This window comes from Kitasatospora sp. NPDC057223 (genome assembly GCF_042669755.1).
GTDB lineage: Bacteria > Actinomycetota > Actinomycetes > Streptomycetales > Streptomycetaceae > Kitasatospora.
Window position 1 is genome coordinate 1 of record NZ_JBHUWW010000155.1, and the last position, 19,358, is coordinate 19,358.

At 73.2% G+C, this 19,358-nt stretch carries 12 protein-coding genes and 1 pseudogene; 3 read left to right on the plus strand and 10 right to left on the minus strand.

What is annotated here, in order from left to right; genetic code table 11:
• Nucleotides 1-112: 112 nt before the first annotated feature.
• The 7 genes from ACFUK0_RS34850 to ACFUK0_RS34880 all read right to left on the minus strand — a co-directional run bounded on the left by ACFUK0_RS34850 (nt 113) and on the right by ACFUK0_RS34880 (nt 10,080).
• Complete coding sequence (locus tag ACFUK0_RS34850; protein ID WP_380257074.1) at nt 113-2,422, minus strand: Dyp-type peroxidase; 2,310 nt, start codon at nt 2,420-2,422, stop codon at nt 113-115.
• 136 nt (nt 2,423-2,558) lie between these two features.
• Complete coding sequence (locus ACFUK0_RS34855; protein WP_380257076.1) at nt 2,559-4,475, minus strand: galactose oxidase-like domain-containing protein; 1,917 nt, start codon at nt 4,473-4,475, stop codon at nt 2,559-2,561.
• Between the two features lie 215 nt (nt 4,476-4,690).
• Entirely contained in the window at nt 4,691-5,908 is a 1,218-nt protein-coding gene (locus tag ACFUK0_RS34860) for an acyltransferase (protein WP_380257078.1), read from the minus strand.
• Between the two features lie 45 nt (nt 5,909-5,953).
• A complete protein-coding gene (locus ACFUK0_RS34865) occupies nt 5,954-7,138 on the minus strand; it encodes an alpha/beta hydrolase (RefSeq protein ID WP_380257080.1) in 1,185 nt (394 codons plus the stop codon).
• A gap of 115 nt (nt 7,139-7,253) precedes the next feature.
• Nucleotides 7,254-7,931, minus strand: coding sequence for a response regulator (locus tag ACFUK0_RS34870; protein WP_380257082.1), 678 nt, complete (start codon nt 7,929-7,931; stop codon nt 7,254-7,256).
• A complete protein-coding gene (locus tag ACFUK0_RS34875; RefSeq protein ID WP_380257084.1) occupies nt 7,928-9,283 on the minus strand; it encodes a sensor histidine kinase in 1,356 nt (451 codons plus the stop codon). The genes ACFUK0_RS34870 and ACFUK0_RS34875 overlap by 4 nt, the downstream gene beginning before the upstream one ends.
• Nucleotides 9,284-9,390: 107 nt before the next feature.
• A complete protein-coding gene (locus ACFUK0_RS34880) occupies nt 9,391-10,080 on the minus strand; it encodes a TetR/AcrR family transcriptional regulator (RefSeq protein WP_380257086.1) in 690 nt (229 codons plus the stop codon).
• Nucleotides 10,081-10,299: 219 nt separating this feature from the next.
• Here ACFUK0_RS34880 and ACFUK0_RS34885 point away from each other — a divergent pair.
• Together ACFUK0_RS34885 and ACFUK0_RS34890 are read left to right on the plus strand one after the other, a co-directional pair.
• Nucleotides 10,300-11,932, plus strand: a pseudogene (locus ACFUK0_RS34885) (MFS transporter); the annotation flags it as partial.
• 107 nt (nt 11,933-12,039) lie between these two features.
• Entirely contained in the window at nt 12,040-13,587 is a 1,548-nt protein-coding gene (locus ACFUK0_RS34890; RefSeq protein ID WP_380257088.1) for a hypothetical protein, read from the plus strand.
• Between the two features lie 6 nt (nt 13,588-13,593).
• On the opposite strand, the gene ACFUK0_RS34895 is transcribed toward ACFUK0_RS34890, so the two are convergent.
• The 3 genes from ACFUK0_RS34895 to aceE all read right to left on the minus strand — a co-directional run bounded on the left by ACFUK0_RS34895 (nt 13,594) and on the right by aceE (nt 18,259).
• Entirely contained in the window at nt 13,594-13,965 is a 372-nt protein-coding gene (locus ACFUK0_RS34895; RefSeq protein WP_380257090.1) for a hypothetical protein, read from the minus strand.
• 86 nt (nt 13,966-14,051) lie between these two features.
• Nucleotides 14,052-15,368 (minus strand): cryptochrome/photolyase family protein, encoded by a 1,317-nt coding sequence (locus ACFUK0_RS34900; protein ID WP_380257092.1) that lies wholly within the window; start codon nt 15,366-15,368, stop codon nt 14,052-14,054.
• Nucleotides 15,369-15,508: 140 nt separating this feature from the next.
• Nucleotides 15,509-18,259, minus strand: coding sequence for a pyruvate dehydrogenase (acetyl-transferring), homodimeric type (aceE, locus tag ACFUK0_RS34905; RefSeq protein WP_380257094.1), 2,751 nt, complete (start codon nt 18,257-18,259; stop codon nt 15,509-15,511).
• A gap of 615 nt (nt 18,260-18,874) precedes the next feature.
• On the opposite strand from aceE, the gene ACFUK0_RS34910 reads away from it, so the two are divergent.
• On the plus strand, nt 18,875-19,312 hold the full coding sequence (locus ACFUK0_RS34910; RefSeq protein ID WP_073927554.1) for a DUF3052 domain-containing protein: 438 nt from the start codon (nt 18,875-18,877) through the stop codon (nt 19,310-19,312).
• The last annotated feature ends 46 nt before the right edge of the window (nt 19,313-19,358 follow it).

Below are 19,358 nucleotides of genomic sequence, written 5' to 3' on the forward strand. Positions count from 1 at the left end.
GGAGGGCCTGGTGGCTCGCCGCTCCTCCAGGGAGGACGGCCGGGGGACTGTCGTGGTGTTGACGGCGCGCGGCGCGCAGCGGCTGCGGGAGATGGTCACCGCCCGGCCCGGTTCAGGCCAGCGAGGCCAGGCCGGTGACGGGGCGGTCGCCCTCCACCAGCCGGTCGGTGTGCGAGGCGCCGTCGGCGACGCTGATCCGGCGGTACCTGTCCTGGTGGAACACCCAGAACTCGCTCAGGCCGAGGACGCGTTGCTGGTCCGGCACCGGCAGGAAGGCGTCGACCCGGGACACGCCGTTCAGCGACTCCCAGCGGGTCAGCTCGCGGTCGGAGCGCTCCAGGGTGTCGGTGTGCGCGTTGCCGTCGGCGACCGAGATCACCCGGTACACCTGCTTGCCGCCGGTGGTGTGGAACACCCAGAACCAGCTCTTGCCGTTGCTGCGCTGGAGGTCGGGCATCGGCAGGAAGGCGTCCACCGTGCCGGCGCCGTTCAGCGAGGCCCAGGCGCCGATCTCGCGGTCGGGGCGCTCCAGGGTGTCGGTGTGGGCGTTGCCGTCGGCGACCGAGATCGCCCGGTAGAGCTGCTTGCCGCCGGTGGTGTGGAACACCCAGAACCAGCTCTTGCCGTTGCTGCGCTGGAGGTCGGGCATCGGCAGGAAGGCGTCCACCGTGCCGATGCCCTTGAGGGACGTCCAGGCGGTGACCGGGCCGTCGGCCCTGACCACGAGGTCGGTGTGGGCGGCGCCGTCGGCGATCGAGATGCGGCGGTACTGGTCCTTGCGGAACACCCAGAACTCGCTGAGCCCGTTCCTGCGCTGCTGGTCGGGCACCGGCAGGAACTCGTCCACCCCGCGGGCGGGGGGCTTCGGCTGCTGCCCGCCCTGCCCGCCCTGCCCGGTCTGGCTGCCCTGTCCGGCCTGCCCGGACTGGCCCTGCGCGGTGAGGGTGCCGTCGCCGAGCCCCCGGAGCAGGCTGATCGAGGGGGCGAAGGCGTAGACGGAGCCCTCGGTGCGGACGAACTGCTTGAAGTCCAGCCGGGTGGTCTGCCGGTTGCCGCGCTCGTTGCTCTCCCAGCTGACCGGGCAGTCCAGCCCGACCATCGGGTCCCCGCCGGTCTCCGGGTCGCGGCCGGGCGGGAAGTCGACCTCGTCGATCCAGTCGGCCTGGATGAACTCGAACTGGCGGGTGATGTCGGCCTGGTAGCAGACGAAGAGCAGCCCGCGCGGGTCGTCCGGCCCGCCGGGGCCCTCGGAGGCCGGGTCGAACGGCTGCCCGTACGGGGCGCCGCGCCGCATGATGCGCCGCCCGTCCAGGACCTTGGCGGGGAGCGGGTCGGCCCCGGCCGGGGCCTGCAGTCCGTCCCGCGGGCTGGTCTTGCGCAGGTGCGAGAAGAGCGGGGTGACCAGGCCGTCGAGGTCGTCGCGGAAGCCGAAGTCGTTGTCGTTGGACGCGGCCGGGTCGAACGGCACGTCGTTGTCCGGGTGCTTGCACACCGGTGCGCCGGAGCGCCAGCGGCCCACCAGCCGGGCGGCGACCCACTCGGTCGAGGCCTCCTCGGGGATGGCCTTGGCCTGCCGCAGGACTTCGCGCTGGGCGCCGACCTGGGCCCACCAGCCCGGCACGTCCTGGGCGAGGCGGCGGACCACCTGGAAGGAGCCGTTCCTCGCCCAGTCGGGGAAGTCGGTGGTGCTGCCGGGGGCGGGCTGCTCGCCGATGACGAACTCGCCGGCCGGCACGATCCGGCTGCCGGGGTGGCCGTCCACCTGCTCGGGGTCGGTGGTGGAGGGCCGGTCGAAGCCGCGGACGCCGGGCTCGCTGACGCCGTCCTTGAAGCCGAAGTGCTCCTTGCCGCGCCGGGTGCCGAGCAGGGTCGCGGCGTTCTGCTGGAAGACGATCACGATCCGGGCCTGCGCCGCGGCCTCGCGCTGCTCGTCGACGGCGGCCCGCAGGTCCTCGGCGGTGTCGGCGGCGATGGTGAGCACCGCGTGCACCGGCTGGGTCTTGCCGTTGCCGAACAGCCAGCCGTCCGGGGAGTTCCGGCCCTTGTCGCCGAGCGCGCCGGCCCGCTTGGCGGAGCCCTCCTTGAACGCCTCCAGGGTGCCGCCGGTCGGCGCGTTCTCGTACGGTTCGCGGCCGGTCAGTTCGCGCAGGCCGGGGTAGGTGAAGGTGATGCCCGTCCAGACCGCCTTGAGCGACTTGGGGTCGTCGCCGCCCGAGCCCCTGCGGGCGGCGCTGAACGCCTCGTTGAACGCCGCGACCTGACGGGTGGTGGCGATCTTCGGGGTGAGGGCCCTCAGCCAGCCCCGGGCTCTGGCCGGCTCCTCGAACTTCAGGAACAGCAGGGTGACGTGGTCCTTCTTGAATCCGGCGATGATGTCGCCCTGGATCTCGTCGCTTTCACGCAGTTTCAGGTCAGCAGGCATGAGCGCCCTCCAGGCTGGGTGGTCGAACGGATGCTTACGGTAGTTCGGTCCATCGTGGACGAACCACGAGTTCACCCGTACGGAGAGGCGCGGGAGCGGACCCCGCGCACCCCCCGAACGGGTTCCGGCCCTGCGGCTACTGGCCGGCCGGGGCCGAGGAGCTCAGCTGCACCCACTGCGCCGTGCTGGGAACGCCCTTGTCGTCGAGCAGGAAGAGCATGTAGTACCCGGGCGGCGCCGCCGCGGCCGAGGGCGGCGCCTGGAACTCCAGCTTGTTGCCGGCCCGGCTGGTCAGCCGCAGCTCCAGGTGGCGCTGGCTGGTGTTGACCGAGTGCGTCGCGGTGGTCGGCGACAGCAGCACGGCGCGCGCGGCCAGGCCCGGGGTGGAGGTGGTGACGACGAACCTGCTGTTGTAGCCGACCGGGGTCTGCGGCACCCGGTCGAGCGAGGGCCGGTTGCCCTTGGCCAGGTAGGCGGGCTCGTAGATCTCGATGGTGCCGTTCATGTCGTCCTTGATGTCCGGGTCGTTGGCGAGCTGCTGGAGCTCGTCGCCCGTGACCATCACCCGGCCGTCCGGCAGTACCACCGCGTTCGAGTGGTAGCCGCGCGGCAGGCGCTGGACGGGGCCGAACCGCCAGTTGCCCTGGCCGTCGCGCAGCTCGGTCTGGCGGTACTTCAGGTCGGCGTTGGGGTTGTACGGGCCGTTGCCGTAGTCGCGGATGTCGTACGCGCCGCTGACGGTCATCAGGGTGCCGTCCGGGAGCAGCAGGGTGTCGTCCTGGGTGCGGCCGAAGGCGCGCGACTTCTCCGCCGTCCAGGTGCCGTTGGAGAGCTTGAGGGTGCTGGGGTTGTCGCGGTCGCCGCCGAGCACGAGGACGGAGTCCGGGCCGTCGGTGCCGCCGGGCAGCGGGACGGCCGAGCCGTAGCTCCGGTTCTTGCCGTCCGGGCGGGCCGGCAGGTCGCTGCGGCTCTCGCTCAGCGGGTCGAACAGCCACTGCTGGGCGGGGCTGCGGCCGAGGCCGTAGACCTTGCCGTCGCGCAGTGAGAACAGGTGCGGGTAGTCCAGGGTGAACGGGGCCGTCGCCTTGAAGGTGTCGACGGGGGTGTTCTTCGGCACGTCGGTCTTCGTCTGCGGGACGGGGTAGCCCTTCGCCGGGAACCGCTCGACGACCGGGGTCGGCGTGCCCCAGCCCAGCTCGGACTGCCCGGACATGATCAGCTGCCGGCCGTCGGCGCCGGTGACCACGGACGGGTACCAGCGGCCGACCGACATGTCCGGGTTGCGGGTCCAGGTCTCCGTCCACGGGTCGAAGATCAGCGACAGCTTGGCGCCGGTGCCGCCGTTGCCGCCCAGGTTGCCGCCGAAGACGCCGAGCATGCCGTTCGGCAGGAAGGAGTGGCCCGAGCAGAAGAACGGCGCCGGGCGCGGCTCGTTCAGGCCGTCCGGCATGTCGATCACCGGCGGGGTGACCTTGGTGAACGCGTTCGCCCCGGTGCCCTTGGCCGGGTTCCACAGGAAGGCGCGGCCGGCGTTCTCCTTGCCGGTGGTCTGGGTGGGGGCGGGCTCCTTCTCCGGGTTGGTCTCGATCCGCTCGAAGGAGAAGAGCAGCACCTTGCCGGTCGGCAGCATGGCGATGTGGGCGGCGAACTCGGGCGAGGGGAAGTACTCCTTGAACGCGCCCGAGGTCGCGGGGTCGAAACCGGCGTTGATCTTCGCCTGGCTGTCCGTCAGCGCGTTCAGCCGGTTGGTGCGGGTGGTCTGCGGATAGTCGCCGATCCCCCGGACGGCGGCCCGGGCACTGGCGTGCTCCTCGGCGTGCTCCTGGCCGAGTGCCGCCACCTCGTCCGCGCGCATCTCGGCCATCACCCGGGGTGCGGTGATGCGCGGGGCCGGCTCGGCGCCCGCCGGCTGGTCGCCGTGCGCCGGTGCCAGGTGGGCGCGGGCGGCGGCGGGCGCCGCGGTCGTCAGAAGGGTGGCGCCGGTCAGAGCGGACACGACGGTGCACACCGAGACCACTGCGGAGAGTTTCCGGCGGGTCGTCCTGCGGGACATGGGGCTCCTCGGGGGAGGGGACGGGACGTGGGGGGACGGCGGAGGAGGCCGCGCGGGAGACCGTGGGCGGGTGCGCGCGAGCCGTGGCCGACGGTGACACATCATCACAGTGCGTGGTGGTTCGCATGCGGACTCGACCGGGAATCCGGCAGGATGAGCCGTTCGGGCTCGTGCCCCGGATCCGCAGAGTGACGATCCGTCATACCGGCGCATCGTCAGACCACCCCGAGTGCGTAACCGGCGAAGACCGCCGCCCCGGCGCCCGCCACCGTCTTCCAGGTCCGCGAGAAGGACGTCCACGGGCCGTCGAAGCGGCGGGTGAACCACCCGATCGCGACCAGCGCCGCGCCGAACACCGGCAGCAGTGCCAGCCGGGCCGCCACCCAGGCCGCCGAGTCGGGCGCGGTGGTCAGGCCGGGGACGGCTCCGAGCAGCGAACCGCCGGGCACCGCCACCGCCAGCATCGCGCTCTGGTGCCAGCAGAAGATCGTCATCGCCGACAGGTTGACCGCCACCACCGGCAGCCACAGCAGCGGCCTGCGCAGCAGCCGCCCGATCCGCTCCCTCAGCAGGACGGCCGCGCCGCACTGGACCGAGGCCAGCGCGAGCACCAGCAGCGACGGCGGGTGCGAGTTCGTCCGGGCCGTCCCGGGGACGCCGACCATGCTGGCCGGGTAGTGGAAGAACAGCAGCAGCGCGGCGAACAGCGCGCCCCCGCCGAGCAGCAGCACCCGCGCGGCGGGGTGTCCGAGCCGGCCGCGCGCCCACAGCACACCCAGCTGGTAGGCGAACATCCACCCCGGCAGGATGTTGACCAGCGCCAGCCAGGACGGCACCGAATCGGCCCACGGCCCGTACCGCAGCGCGTCCACCACGGCCACGACGCCCAGCAGCCCCGCCGCCGACCAGCCCCGCAGGCGCCGGGCCGCCGCCACGCAGAGCGGCGTCAGCGCGGTCAGGCCCAGGTACACGGCGATGTACCAGAGCGGCTGGACGACCAGCACCGAACCCGTCCGGACCGTCCCGTCCGGCACGCCGAGCCGGTGCAGCAGCGGGATCAGCAGGGCCCAGACGGCGGCGACCCCGAGCACCGGGCGCAGCAGCCGCACCGAGCGGCCGCGCAGCCAGGCCACGGACCCGGTGCCGCGCTCCCGGGCGCGCTCCAGCGAGCGGACCGAGGAGTACCCGCCGACCAGGAAGAACACGCCCAGCATCTGGAGCAGCCAGCTGAGCGGGGCGAAGAAGCCGAGCGAGGCGAGCGGGCTCGCGTTGTGCAGGGCGCCGTCGGCGGAGCGGGTGAAGCCGCCGAGCATCCAGTGGCCGACGGGCACGGCGAGCAGGGCGACGGCGCGCAGCCCGTCCAGGGCGCGGTCACGGGAGGCGGGGGTCTTCGCGTCCACCTCGGCGGCGGCGCGGCGCAGGGCGGTGAGCATGGTGCGGCTCCTTCACGGTCCTCAGCGGTTCGGGGGTACGGCGGGTCAGCGGGCGGGTACGTCGGCGGGCAGCCGACCGAGCGTCAGGTCGGCGAAGCCGGCCAGCGAGGCGGTGCCGGGGGCGAAGTAGCCGGTGTGGCCGTGCGAGCCGGTGGAGGCGAGCGGGCGGGCGCCGAAGCCGTCGCCGGTCGGGTCCGCGCCGTGGCCGAGGCCGAGCAGCGAGACGTTCGGGACGTCGCCGATCCAGTCGGAGGCGTTGCGCTCGACGGCCCAGAGCGGCACCCGCGGGTCGAGCGCGGCGGCGTCGGGCACGCCCAGGCCGGGGGAGCCCAGCACCACCACGTTGGAGGCCTGCGCGGGGCCGGGGGCGGCCAGCCCGCAGACCACCGAGCCGTAGCTGTGGCAGAACACCGTGGCGGGTGCGGCGGGGGCGGTGCTCGCGGCCAGCCCGGTGAGGAAGCGCCCGAGCCGCTGCGCGCCCGCCTCGGCGAGGTCCTCGGTGGCGGCGTCCAGGCCGACGCCGACCGGGGTGGTGTAGCCGGCCCAGGCGACGACGGCGGCGCCGCCCCCGGCGCCGCCCCCGGCGCCGCCCCCGGCGCCGCCGGTGGCCCCGTACAGCGCGCGGGCCATCCCGGCCGTGGCGCCGTACCGGCTCCCGGCGCGGTCGAAGGTCATCAGGTCGGTGTCCGAGCCGGGTACCACCACGGCCGTGTGCCGGGCGGCGGCGAGGTCGCCGAACACCTCGGCGACCTGGCCCCGGCCGCGCGGGTCGAAGGCGAGGATCTGCCGGCCGTCCGCGAGCAGGCTCCGGTAGCGCTCGGCGCGGGCGAGGGCGGCGCTGTGGTCCTGGGCGGTCAGCGCCGGGTCGGTGGCCCTGGCCTGCTCCCGGCCGAGCTCCTCGGTGAGCGCGAGCTCGTTGGCGCGGTAGCGCAGCGGCACGGGCGCGCCGTCCAGGTTGCCGACCACCAGCGGGTGCCGGACGGCGAGCGCGTCGCGCTGGGCGGCCGGCAGGCCGTCGAAGAACGCGGCGACCTCGGCGGGCGCGGCACCGGCGGGGTCGGGCAGCCGGACGCCGAGGGTGGTGTCGGCGACCCAGGCGGAGCTGCCGGGCGGCGGGCCGGTGACGGGTGTCTGGGTGCCGGCGGCGGCCCAGCCGCCGGCGCCGAGCAGGGTGGCGGCGGTGATGGCGGTGGCGGCCAGGGCCCGCCTCAGTCCGTGACGCAGCAGCATCGTCTTCGTTCTCCCTCGTCCGTCGGGTGCGACGAGAAGGAAGGTAGGAAGACGGCGGCCCCGCGGGCGTCACACCGCGGGGCCAACCACCGGGTAGTACCGGGGTACCTCCCGGCTACGGCTGACCGGGCGTCACCAGGCCGGACTCGTAGGCCAGCACCACGGCCTGGGCGCGGTCGCGCAGGTCGAGCTTGGCGAGGATCCGGCCGATGTGGGTCTTGACGGTCTGCTCGGCGAGCACCAGCCGGGCCGCGATCTCCTGGTTCGACAGGCCGCGCGCGATCAGCTCCAGCACCTCGGTCTCACGGGGCGTCAGGCCGTTGAGCCGCAGCTTCGGATCCCGGCGCGGGGCGGGCCGGGTGCGGGCGAAGTCCTCGATCAGCCGGCGGGTGACGGACGGCGCGAGCAGCGCCTCGCCGGCCGCGACGACCCGGACGGCGGCGATCAGGTCGGCCGGCGGGGCGTCCTTGAGCAGGAAGCCGCTGGCCCCGGCGCGCAGCGCCTCGTACACGTAGTCGTCGATGTCGAAGGTGGTCAGCATCAGCACCTTCGGGCGGTGCCCGGCGCCGGCCCGGGGTTCGAGCAGCCGCCGGGTGGCCTCCAGGCCGTCCATCCCCGGCATCCGGACGTCCATCAGCACGACGTCCGGGTGGGTGTGCCCGCTGACCTCCAGGGCCTGCCTGCCGTCGGCCGCGTCACCGACCACGTCGATGTCGGTCTGCGCGTTCAGGAGGGCCGCGAAGCCCGCCCGCACCATGGCCTGGTCGTCGGCGATGATCACCCTGATGGTCATTCGGCGGGCTCCTGGGTCTGCGGAATCTGCGGGGGCTGCGGGTCTTCCGCGGTGTCCGGGGTGTCCGGGCGGGCGTCGAACGGCAGCGCGGCGGCGACCCGGAAGCCGCCGTCGGCCAGCGGGCCGGTGTCCAGCGTGCCATCCAGCAGCCGGACGCGTTCACGCATCCCCACCAGCCCGTGTCCGGTGCCCTCCGCCGTGTGCTCCAGTGATTCGGTCCGGCCGGGCGGGGCCGCGTTGACCACCGTCACCAGCAGCCGGCCGTCCTCGACCGCGAGGGAGACCCAGGCCCGCGCACCGGGCGCGTGCCGCACGACGTTCGCCAGCGCCTCCTGGACGATCCGGTACGCCGAGAGGCCCACGGCCGGCGGCAGCGGCCCGGCGGCCTCCGCATAGACGGTCAGCTCGGCTTCGACCCCGGCCCGGCCGACCGTCTCGACGAGCTGGCCGAGCTGTTCGACGCCGGGCTGCGGCGCCTTCTCGGTGCCGGAGTCCTCGCTGCGCAGCACGCCCAGCAGCCGCCGCATCTCGGTCAGCGAGTCGCGGGCGGTACCGGCGATGGCGGTGAACTCCTCGGCGGCGGCGTCCGGCAGGCCGGTCAGCCGGTACGGCGCGGTGGCGGCCTGCACGGCGATCACCGACATGTGGTGGGCCACCACGTCGTGCAGTTCGCGGGCGATCCGCGCGCGCTCCTCCAGCAGGGTGCGGCGGCCGCGTTCGGCCTCGCTGATGTGTTCCTGCACGGTGAGCAGCCGGCGGGCCTCCTCGCGTTCGCGCAGGGCGCCGCCGAACACCAGCACGGCGCCCGACAGCGCGATGACGAGCAGGCTGTTGTCGCCGCCGAAGCGGTCGTCCGGGACGAGCAGCGACATGGTGAGGCTGCCGACGCCGGTGGCCAGCCAGACGGCGAGCAGGGTGCGGCGGGGCTCCCGCAGGGCGAGCGGCACCATCAGCAGGCAGTACCCGACGACGGAGGTGGCCGGCCAGGGCCAGACGGAGGCGGTCTGCCCGCCGGCGGCGAGCAGCAGGACGGCGGTCAGCAGGTGGGTGCCGCCGATGATCCACCAGGCGGGCAGCGGGCGGCTGACGGCGAGCACCAGCGGCACCGTCTGGGCCACCGCGAGCCCGGCGGCGACGCCGCCGTTCAGGCCGTAGTCCGTGGCCAGCACGTTGATGCCGGCGGGCAGCAGCGAGGCGGCGGCGGCGACGGCGAGCACGTACGGCAGGTACCGCAGCCACCGGTGGGCGGCGTGCGCGAACAGCGGGGTGTGGTCGCCGGACGGCCGGGCCAGGGCGGCCAGGATGGTGGCCGGGCGGGTGCCGGCGCTGCGTCCGGTCGGCGGGGTGTCCATGCCGCCCAAGCCTAGGAGGGGCTGCGGCGCCGGGCGTCGGACCACGGGTGCGACTGCGGGGTGATACCCGGGTATCAGTGTCCTACCCGGGTGGGCGCCGGCCGGGGTCAGTGCCGCCAGTCGGCGGCCAGGGCGGGGCCGAGCTGGTCGAAGTAGCGTTCGAGCAGGGTGATCATGCCCTCGGGGCCGGTGTCCGCGCAGTCGGCGTCCTCGCACTCGGCGGACCAGGACAGGTGCGCCGAGCGCATCACGCCGCCGAAGACCGCCGCCATCAGCCGGGGCCGCAGGTCGAGCGCCGGGTCGAGGCCCTCGCGTTCGGCGAGCAGGCCGGCCACCACCTGTTCCAGTTCGGTGATCCGGCGCAGGTGGGCGGCGAGCAGGGTGGGGGTGTTCTCGATCAGCTGGACGAGTTCGAGGGCCGCGTTGACGGTGCTCTGCTTGTCGTCCCGGACGGCGGCGAGTTCGCGCCAGGACTGGACGATCGAGGCGCGCAGGGCCTGCAGCGGGTTCTCCCCGGCGGGGCGGTGGCGCAGGCACTCGATGAAGAAGTCCTCGGCGTCCGTCATCACGGCGAGGGCGACCTCGTCCTTGTTGGCGAAGTACCGGAAGAAGGTGCGCTGCGAGACGTCGACGGCGGCGGCGATCTCGTCCACCGTGGTGCGGCCGAAGCCCTGGTCGAGGAAGAGCCGGTGGGCGGATTCGACCAGGGCGTCCCTGGTGCGCCGCTTCTTGCGCTCGCGCAGGCCGACGACCCGGCAGGCCGGGGCGGTGGCGGGGGGCGTGAGCTGCGCGGCCATGGCGGGGCCTTCCGACTGCGGGCGGGCAGATGGGTCGGTCACCACGATAGCGCTCTGCCTAATGTCAGTCTTGGCCAGATGTCACGGTTTGCCGAATGTCAGCAGCTGACATAATCTCCGGCAGGTGGCGCCCGTCCGGCCGGACGACTCGTGGGGACGGGTGGGCCGGGGGCGCCACCCCAACGTCCAGTGCCGACCACGCCCCGGAGGGCCCCTCAGATGAGCCAGTCCGTCGTCAAGAACGCGAAGGCGGACGCGCCGCCGCCCGCCGCGCCCGCGCGCGGGAAGACCGGGAGGAGCCTGCAGGGCCACCCCTGGCTGACCCTGCTGACGGTCGCCGTCGGCGTCATGATGGTCGCCCTGGACGGCACCATCGTGGCCATCGCGAACCCGGTGATCCAGGCCGACCTGAAGGCCTCGCCGGCCGACATCCAGTGGGTGACCAGCGGCTACCTGCTGGCCCTGGCGGTCTTCCTGATCACCGCGGGCAAGATCGGCGACCGGTTCGGCCACAAGTCGACCTTCCTGGTCGGCGCGGTCGGCTTCGCGGCCACCTCGGCCGCCATCGGCTTCGCCGGCAACATCCAGACGGTGATCGCCTGCCGGGTCCTCCAGGGCCTGTTCGGGGCGCTGCTCCAGCCCGCCGCGCTCGGCCTGCTGCGCGGGGCCTTCCCGGTCGAGAAGCTCAACATGGCGATCGGCATCTGGGCCGGCGTGATCGGCGCCTCGACCGCCGCCGGGCCGATCGTCGGCGGCCTGCTGGTCGAGCACGTGTCCTGGCAGTCGGTGTTCTTCATCAACATCCCGGTCGGCCTGCTCGCGCTCGCGCTCGGCATCTGGGTCCTGAAGGACGTCCGCGCCGAGAACGCGGCGAAGTCCTTCGACATCCCCGGCATCGTGCTGCTCTCGGCCGCGATGTTCATGCTGGTCTGGGGCATCATCAAGGCCCCGACCTGGGGCTGGGGCGACCCCAGCACGATTCTGTTCCTCGGCGGCGCGGTGGTCGCCCTGATCGCCTTCGCGCTCTGGCAGCGGGTCGCCAAGGAGCCGCTGATCCCGCTCAGCCTGTTCCGCTCGGTGCCGCTGTCGGCGGGCACCCTGCTGATGATCCTGATGGCCTTCTCGTTCTTCGGCGCGATCTTCTTCGTGACCTTCTACCTGCAGAACGTGCACGGCATGTCGCCGGTCGACGCCGGCGTCCACCTGCTCCCGATGACCGGCATGATGATCGTCGGCGCGCCGGCGGCCGGCGCCGCGATCGGCAAGGTCGGGCCGCGGATCCCGATCGTGGTCGGCATGCTGCTGACCGCCGTGGCGATGTACGGCATGTCCACCCTGGACGCCGGTTCCGGCAGCGGTGTCATGTCGCTGTGGTTCGTCCTGATGGGCCTCGGCATCAGCCCGGTCATGGTCGGCGCCACCGAGGTCATCGTCGGCAACGCCCCGCTGGAGCTGTCCGGCGTGGCCGGCGGCCTCCAGCAGGCCGCCATGCAGGTCGGCGGCAGCCTCGGCACCGCCGTCCTGGGTGCGCTGATGGCCGCCAAGGTCACCGACGTGCTGCCGGGCAACTGGGCCTCGGCCGGGCTGCCGCCCGTCGAGGGCGCCCAGGCGGCCGGCCTGGAGCAGGCCGCCCAGCTCGGCTTCGCGCCGCCCGCCCAGCCCGGTACGCCGCAGCAGGTGGTGGACGCGATGGCCACGGCCGTGCACGACTCCTTCGTCAGCGGCATGTCGCTGGCCTTCGCGGTCGCCGCCGTGGTGGCCTTCGCGGCGGCCCTGCTCGGCCTGCTCACCAAGCGGGGCACCACCGACGCGGGCCCCGCCGTCCACATCTGACCCCGTAGGTACGTCAGGCATACAAGCACTCGATCGGAAAAGCCCAATTCCCGGACCACCGGGGTGCGGTGCATTCCGAGAGCGTGTCGTCTTGCGATCGAATCACGCACGCGGTGAGCTGTGCGCATGATCATCCGAGACGTCGGGAAAGACGGGTTCCGGCCCGGTCCGGCAGGTCGCGGACCGGGCCGGTTCTTCCGTCTCCTGGACCCGTGGTGGGCGTTCGGGCCGTTCGCCGGCGCCGCCGCCGGGACGCTGACGGCGGTGCGCCTGTTCCTGCCCGGCCCGGTCGGGCTCGCCGACAACGGTGACGGCCCGCAGCGGATGTGCGCGCTGAACCTGGTGGCCCGGGTCGACCCGGACTCCGTCCCGTGGTTCGGCTTCGTCAACTTCGGCTACGTGCAGGCCCCGCCGGGTGCCTGCGACCCCGCGCTGACCTACCCCGGCAGCGGGCAGTGGCTGCTGCGGATCGCGCATCCGCTCTCCCACCTGCTCGGACTCCCCGGGGAGTTCGACCTGCGGGCGCTCGCCGTGCTCTTCTGCGCCGTCGTCGCCCTCGCCTTCACGGTGTTCGGGGCGGCCCTGCGCGGCCGGCTCCCGGCCCGCCTGCTGGTCTGCGCGCTGCTCTTCCTGGTGGCCGGCGACAGCGCCTTCGCCGGGTACGCCGCCTCGCCGTTCAGCGAACTCGCCGGGCTGGCCGGGATCCTGCTGGCGACCGCCGGGGCGAGCCACTTCGGCGGCCGCACCTGGGCGCGGCTCGCCGGGCTGCTGGTGTTCACCGGGGGCGCGGTGCTGGCGGTCGCGTCCAAGACCCAGGCCGCGACGATGGCCGTCCCGTTCGCGGCTCTGCTGCTGACCGTCGGCATCCCGCTCGGCCGGGCCCGGGGCGCGCTCGCGAGGCGGGTACTGCCGCTGCTCGCGGCCGCCGTGATCGGGTGCACCGGCGTGCTCACCCTGAGCGGGCAGGCCGGGGAGCTCCGGGAGATCAACCCCACCGAGGTGGTCTTCGTCGGCGTGCTCGGCCACAGTGACGACCCGGCCGCCGACGCCGTCGCCCTGGGCCTGCCGGCGGACTTCGCGCAGTACGCCGGCCGGAGCTGGTGGGTGCCCGAGCCGCCGCAGGACGACCCCCGCTGGCCCGAGGTCCGCGACCGGATGACCTACGGCAACATCGCCGGATTCCTGCTCCGCCACCCCGTGGTCGCCACCCGGATCCCGCTCGCCGCCCTCGGCGACTTCGCGGCTGCCCGCCCCGGCTACCTCGGCTCCTACCCGGTGGCGGCCGGGCACCCGTCGATGGCCCAGGAGTCCCGGCTGGCCCTCTACAGCTCGCTGCTGCGGTACGTGGGCAGCGCCCTGCTGTTCGTCGTGCTCGGCCTCGGCGTGGTCGGTGTCCGCTGGTGGCGCACCGGCGCCGGCAGCCCCCGGCGCCGGGCGCTGGCCGGTATGACGGTCTGCCTGGCGGGTGTCTCCCTGGTGCAGTTCCTCACCGCCGCGTACGGCGAGTCGATCGAGAACACCAAGCACCTGGTCTACGCGATCCTGGCGACCGGCCTCGCCCCCGTCCTGGCCGTGGCCGCCGCCGTGTGCGGCAGCCCGGCCGGCCCGGCGTCCGGCGAGGTGCCGGCGCCCCGGCAGGAGCCGGAGGGCGCCGTCCCGGTGGCGGCCGACTAGGCCTCGCTACCGCTCCGCCGCGTCCAGGTGGTCGATCGGCTGCCACCGCGCCTCGTCGTACGCCTCGTCCCCCTGCCAGGGGTGGACGATCTCCCACAGCCGGTTCCAGCCGGCGCGGACGGCGCGCAGGCTGTCCGCCCGGCCGGGCTCGTCCCGGCCGTCGCCGTCGGCCAGCAGCTCCAGGTGCCGCCGGACGGTCCGGGCGGCCTCGCCGAGCAGGGACTCCAGGGCGTAGGCGAAGCGCCACTCGGGGCTGCCGGGCCGGTGGGCGAGCAGTTGGCGCTCGATCCGGGGCAGCAGGAAGGCGCTGATCGCGCCGACGTCGGCGGGGGTGACGTCGGCGGCGAGCAGGGCGGGCGGTTCGGGTTCGGTGTCCACGGTGGCCCCCGGGGCCGGGGCGGGCCGGAGCAGGCGGGTCGTCAGCGCCGGTGTGCCGCGTCGGAGACGGCATGCTACCCGGAGCGCTACCGGCCGCGGCCCTGCTGGAAGCGGCCGGCGTCGAGGCCGAGCAGCGGCGCCGGGTAGTCGGGCCGGTCCGCGAGCAGCCAGGGCCGGTGCACGGCCGCTCCGGCGACGCCGGCCAGCTCGGGGACCCAGCGCCGGACGTACGCGCCGTCCGGGTCGAAGCGCTTGGCCTGGGTGAGCGGGTTGAGCACCCGGTTGGGCCGGGTGTCGGTGCCGGTGCCCGCCGTCCACTGCCAGTTGAGCTGGTTGTTGGCGAGGTCGCCGTCGACCAGCAGGGAGAGGAAGTGGGCGGCTCCGGCCCGCCAGTCCTGGTAGAGGGTCTTGGTGAGGAAGCTCGCGGTGAGCAGCCGGGCCCGGTTGTGCATCCAGCCCTCGTGGGCGAGCTGGCGCATCCCCGCGTCGACGATCGGGTAGCCGGTGAGCCCGGCCTTCCAGGCGGTCAGTTCCGCCTCGTCACGGTGCCAGCGGTCGTCGCGCGGCCGGTAGTCGGCGTGGGCGGCGTCGGGGCGGGCGGCGAGCACCTGGTGGTGGAAGTCCCGCCAGACCAGCTGCCGGACGAACGCCTCCGCGCCCGCCCCGCCCCGGCGCTCGGCGAGCGCGACCAGTTCGGCGGCCGAGAGGCAGCCGAAGTGCAGGTACGGGGAGAGCCGGGACGTGCCGTCGCCGGCCAGGTCGTCGTGCAGTTCCTCGTACGTCCCGACCTCCCAGGACGACCAGAGCCGGCGGCCGGCCGTCTCGCCGCCCGGCGGCAGCGCGGGCGAGTCCGGCCGGACGGCGGGCACCTCGGTGCCCGTCACGTTCTCGGGCACCCGGACGCCGCGCGGGGCGGCGACCGGGTGCCGCCGCTGGGCGGCCTGCCAGGCCCGCAGGTACGGGGTGAACACGGCGTAGTGGTCCTTGCCCGCCGGGGTGACGGCGCCCGGGGTGAGCGCGGTCAGCACCGCGTCGTGCACCCGCAGCCGGCTGCCGAGCTCCTCGCGCAGGGCGGCCTCGCGGCGCTGGGCGAAGCCGCTCACCCCGGCCGCCACGTGCACCGACACCGCGCCGGTGGCCGCCGCGACCCGGGCGGTCTCGGTGACGGCGGCGCCGCGCCGCACCACCAGCCGCCCGCCCCGGGCGCGCAGGGAGGCGTCGAGGTCGGCCAGGCAGTCGGCCAGGAAGGCGGACCGGTTGGGGACGGCGAAGCCGGTGGCGGCCACGGCGTCGTCGAGGACGAACAGCGGCACCACCTCGTCGGCGTCGGCGAGGGCGGCCCGGAGCACGGGGTTGTCGTGCAGCCGGAGGTCCTGGGTGAAGAGCGCGATGGAGACGGACATGCCCCATAGCTATCGCCAGCGGGCCCGCGGGTGCGCCCGACACGCCCGGCGAACACCAGTACGCCGGGCCCGGGAACGCCGGAGGGCCGGACCCCCCGAAGGGAGTCCGGCCCTCACAGTGCCCTGGCGGACCTACCGGATCAGGCCTCGCCGCCGGCGGAGCCCGGGTCGGCGGAGGCGACGTCGAGCAGCTGGTAGCGGTCGATCGCCTCCTTCAGCGCGCTGCGGTCGACCTTGCCCTGCTTGGCGAGCTCGGTGAGCACGCTCAGGACCACCGACTGCGCGTCGATGTGGAAGAACCGGCGGGCGGCGCCACGGGTGTCGGCGAAGCCGAAGCCGTCCGCACCCAGCGACTGCCACTGGCCCGGGACCCAGCGCGAGATCTGGTCCGGCACGGCGCGCATCCAGTCGGACACGGCGACGAACGGGCCCTCGGCACCGGTGAGCTTCTGCGTCACGTACGGGACGCGCTGCGGCTCCTCCGGGTGGAGCAGGTTGAACTCCTCGGCCTCCACCGCGTCGCGGCGCAGTTCGTTCCAGGAGGTCGCCGACCAGACGTCGGCCTTGACGTTCCACTCCTCGGCGAGGATGCGCTGGGCCTCCAGGGCCCACGGCACCGCCACGCCCGAGGCGAGGATCTGGGCCGGGATCTGGCCCGCGGTGGCCGGCGCGTACCGGTGCAGGCCCTTGAGGATGCCGTCGACGTCGACGTTCTCGGGCTCGGCCGGCATCTTGTACGGCTCGTTGTAGAGCGTGATGTAGTAGAAGACGTCCTCGCCGTTCGGGAACTCGGCGGAGGAGCCGTACATCCGCCGGATGCCGTCCTGCATGATGTGCGCGATCTCGAACCCGTACGCGGGGTCGTACGCGACGACGCCCGGGTTGGTCGAGGCCAGCAGGTGCGAGTGGCCGTCCGCGTGCTGGAGGCCCTCACCGGTCAGCGTGGTGCGGCCCGCCGTGGCGCCCATCACGAAGCCGCGGGCGAGCTGGTCGGCCATCTGCCAGAACTGGTCGCCGGTGCGCTGGAACCCGAACATCGAGTAGAAGACGTACACCGGGATCAGCGGCTCGCCGTGCGTGGCGTACGACGAACCGGCGGCGATCAGCGAGGCGGTGCAGCCGGCCTCGGAGATGCCGTCGTGCAGCATCTGGCCGCTCGGCGACTCCTTGTAGGCGAGCAGCAGATCGCGGTCGACCGACTCGTAGGTCTGGCCGAGCGGGTTGTAGATCTTCGCCGACGGGAAGAGCGAGTCCATGCCGAAGGTCCGGTACTCGTCCGGCGCGATCGGCACGAAGCGGTTGCCGATGCCCTTGTCCCGCATCAGGTCCTTGAGCACCCGGACGAACGCCATGGTGGTGGCGATGGTCTGGTTGCCGGAGCCCTTCTTGACCGCCTTGTAGGCGTCGTCGCCCGGGAGCTCCAGCTTGCGCGGCCGCACCTTGCGGGTCGGCATGTAGCCGCCCAGCTCCTTGCGGCGGTCGTGCATGTACTGGATCTCTTCGGAGTCCTTGCCCGGGTGGTAGTAGGGCGGGTAGCCCTCGTCGAGCTGCTTGTCCGTGATCGGCAGGTGCAGCCGGTCGCGGAAGCGCTTGAGGTCCTCGGTCGTCAGCTTCTTCATCTGGTGGGTCGCGTTGCGGCCCTCGAAGTTCGGACCGAGCGTCCAGCCCTTGACGGTCTGGGCGAGGATGACCGTCGGCTGGCCGGTGTGCTCGCGGGCCGCCTTGAACGCCGCGTACACCTTGGCGTGGTCGTGGCCGCCGCGGCCGAGGTGCTGGATCTGCTGGTCGGTCATGTCCTCGACCATCTTGCGCAGGCGAAGGTCGCCGCCGAAGAAGTGGTCGCGGATGTAGCCGCCGGTCTCGGTGGCGTACGTCTGGAACTGGCCGTCCACCGTGGTGTTCAGCTTGTTGACCAGCACACCGTCGCGGTCCTGGGCGAGCAGCGGGTCCCAGCTGCGGTCCCAGATGAGCTTGATGACGTTCCAGCCGGCCCCGCGGAACTGGGACTCCAGCTCCTGGATGATCTTGCCGTTGCCGCGGACCGGGCCGTCGAGGCGCTGCAGGTTGCAGTTGACGACGAAGGTCAGGTTGTCCAGGCCCTCGCGCGCCGCCAGCGACAGCTGGCCGAGCGACTCCGGCTCGTCCATCTCGCCGTCGCCGAGGAAGGCGTAGACGTGGCTGTCCGAGGTGTCCTTGATGCCGCGGTGCTCCAGGTAGCGGTTCATCCGCGCCTGGTAGATCGCACCGAGCGGGCCGAGGCCCATCGAGACGGTCGGGAACTCCCAGAAGTCCGGCATCAGCCGCGGGTGCGGGTAGCTGGACAGACCGTAGGGAGCCTTCGACTTCTCCTGGCGGAAGGCGTCGAGCTGCTGCTCGCTGAGCCGGTCCAGCAGGAACGCACGGGCGTAGATGCCGGGGGAGGCGTGGCCCTGGAAGAAGATCTGGTCGCCGGACTCGCCGTCCGCGTCCTTGCCCCGGAAGAAGTAGTTGAAGCCCACGTCGTAGAGCGACGCGGAGCTGGCGAAGGTGGCGATGTGGCCACCGACACCGATACCCGGGCGCTGTGCCCGGGAGACCATCACGGCCGCGTTCCAGCGGGTCGCGTTGAGGACCTTGCGCTCGATCTCCTCGTTGCCGGGGAAGAAGGGCTCGTCCTTGGTCGCGATGGTGTTGACGTAGTCCGTGCTGCGCATCTCGGGCACGGCGACACGCTTCTCGCGGGCGCGCTCGATCAGGCGGAGCATCAGGTAGCGGGCACGCTCGCGCCCCCGCTCGTCGATGGCCGCGTCAAGCGACTCCAGCCATTCCGCGGTCTCCTCGGGATCGAAGTCCGGGACCTGACTCGGAAGGCCGCCAATGATGATCGGGTTGCGATCGGATCCGGAAGCCACGCTGTTCCTTCACTGTCGGTCGAAACTGAGGTGTGTCGCGCCGCCTCCATCGTGTACCGCAACTCGGAGATCCGTCATCTCTACCGATGGGTAACCGTTCCGCCTGGTGGGCGGGCCGATCAGGGGGCGACTCGGGCGGGCGCCGTTGCCCGCTTTCGCGCACCCCCGGGTGTTACGAAGAGGTGGTCCGACCTTTACCTGCTCTGCCTGCTGCGCCAGCGGTGCCGGAACCGTCCGGAACCGCGGGCCCTCCAGGCCTCCAGGCACCCTTCCGTCCGATGGGCGGACGGTCGGGCTGAGGGCCAACAGGAGACTCTACGCCCGCCGGTACGCCGGTTCCGAATGCCGTTCGCATCCCGGGCAGACGTACGCCCGGGCAGGCCGGCCGGGGCGCTCGCGGCGACACCCGTTCGACAGCTCCGGTTTGCATGGCGGACCGGTGCAGAAAAGGGCAAATCGGTGTGATTAGCGACACGTCGACCGGCGTGTCTTGCCATGAGACGTCAACCTTTGGGTGGGATCGGGGGTCGGGTACTTGCGCGAACCGCCGCGTCCGTGTGGACTACGGCCACAGCCTCGGCATTGATGCCGAGCCGAATACTGGAGGTTATTCCCGTGAGCGCGACCGCGGACCCCGCGGACAAGTCCAACCCGGCGCACCGTCTCGGCTTCGAAGAGGGCCAGATCGTCCAGGAGCTCGGGTACGACGATGACACTGACCAGGATCTCCGCGAAGGCATTGAGGAGATCACCGGTACGGATCTCGTCGACGAGGACTACGACGACGTCGCCGACGCCGTTCTGCTGTGGCACCGCGAGGAGGACGGGGATCTCACCGATGCCCTCGTCGACGCCCAGGAATACCTGGCCGACGGCGGCCTGGTGTGGCTGCTGACTCCCAAGACGGGCCGTGACGGGCACGTCGAGGCCCACGAGATCGCCGACGCGGCCAAGACCGCGGGTCTGTCCCAGACCAGCTCGGTGGCCGTCGCGAAGGACTGGGCGGGCACTCGCCTGGCCACCCCGAAGGCGGCCAAGTCGGGCAAGCGCTGAGCACCGGACAAGCCCGGGCCGGGCCCCGCTGGAGCTTCCTCCAGCC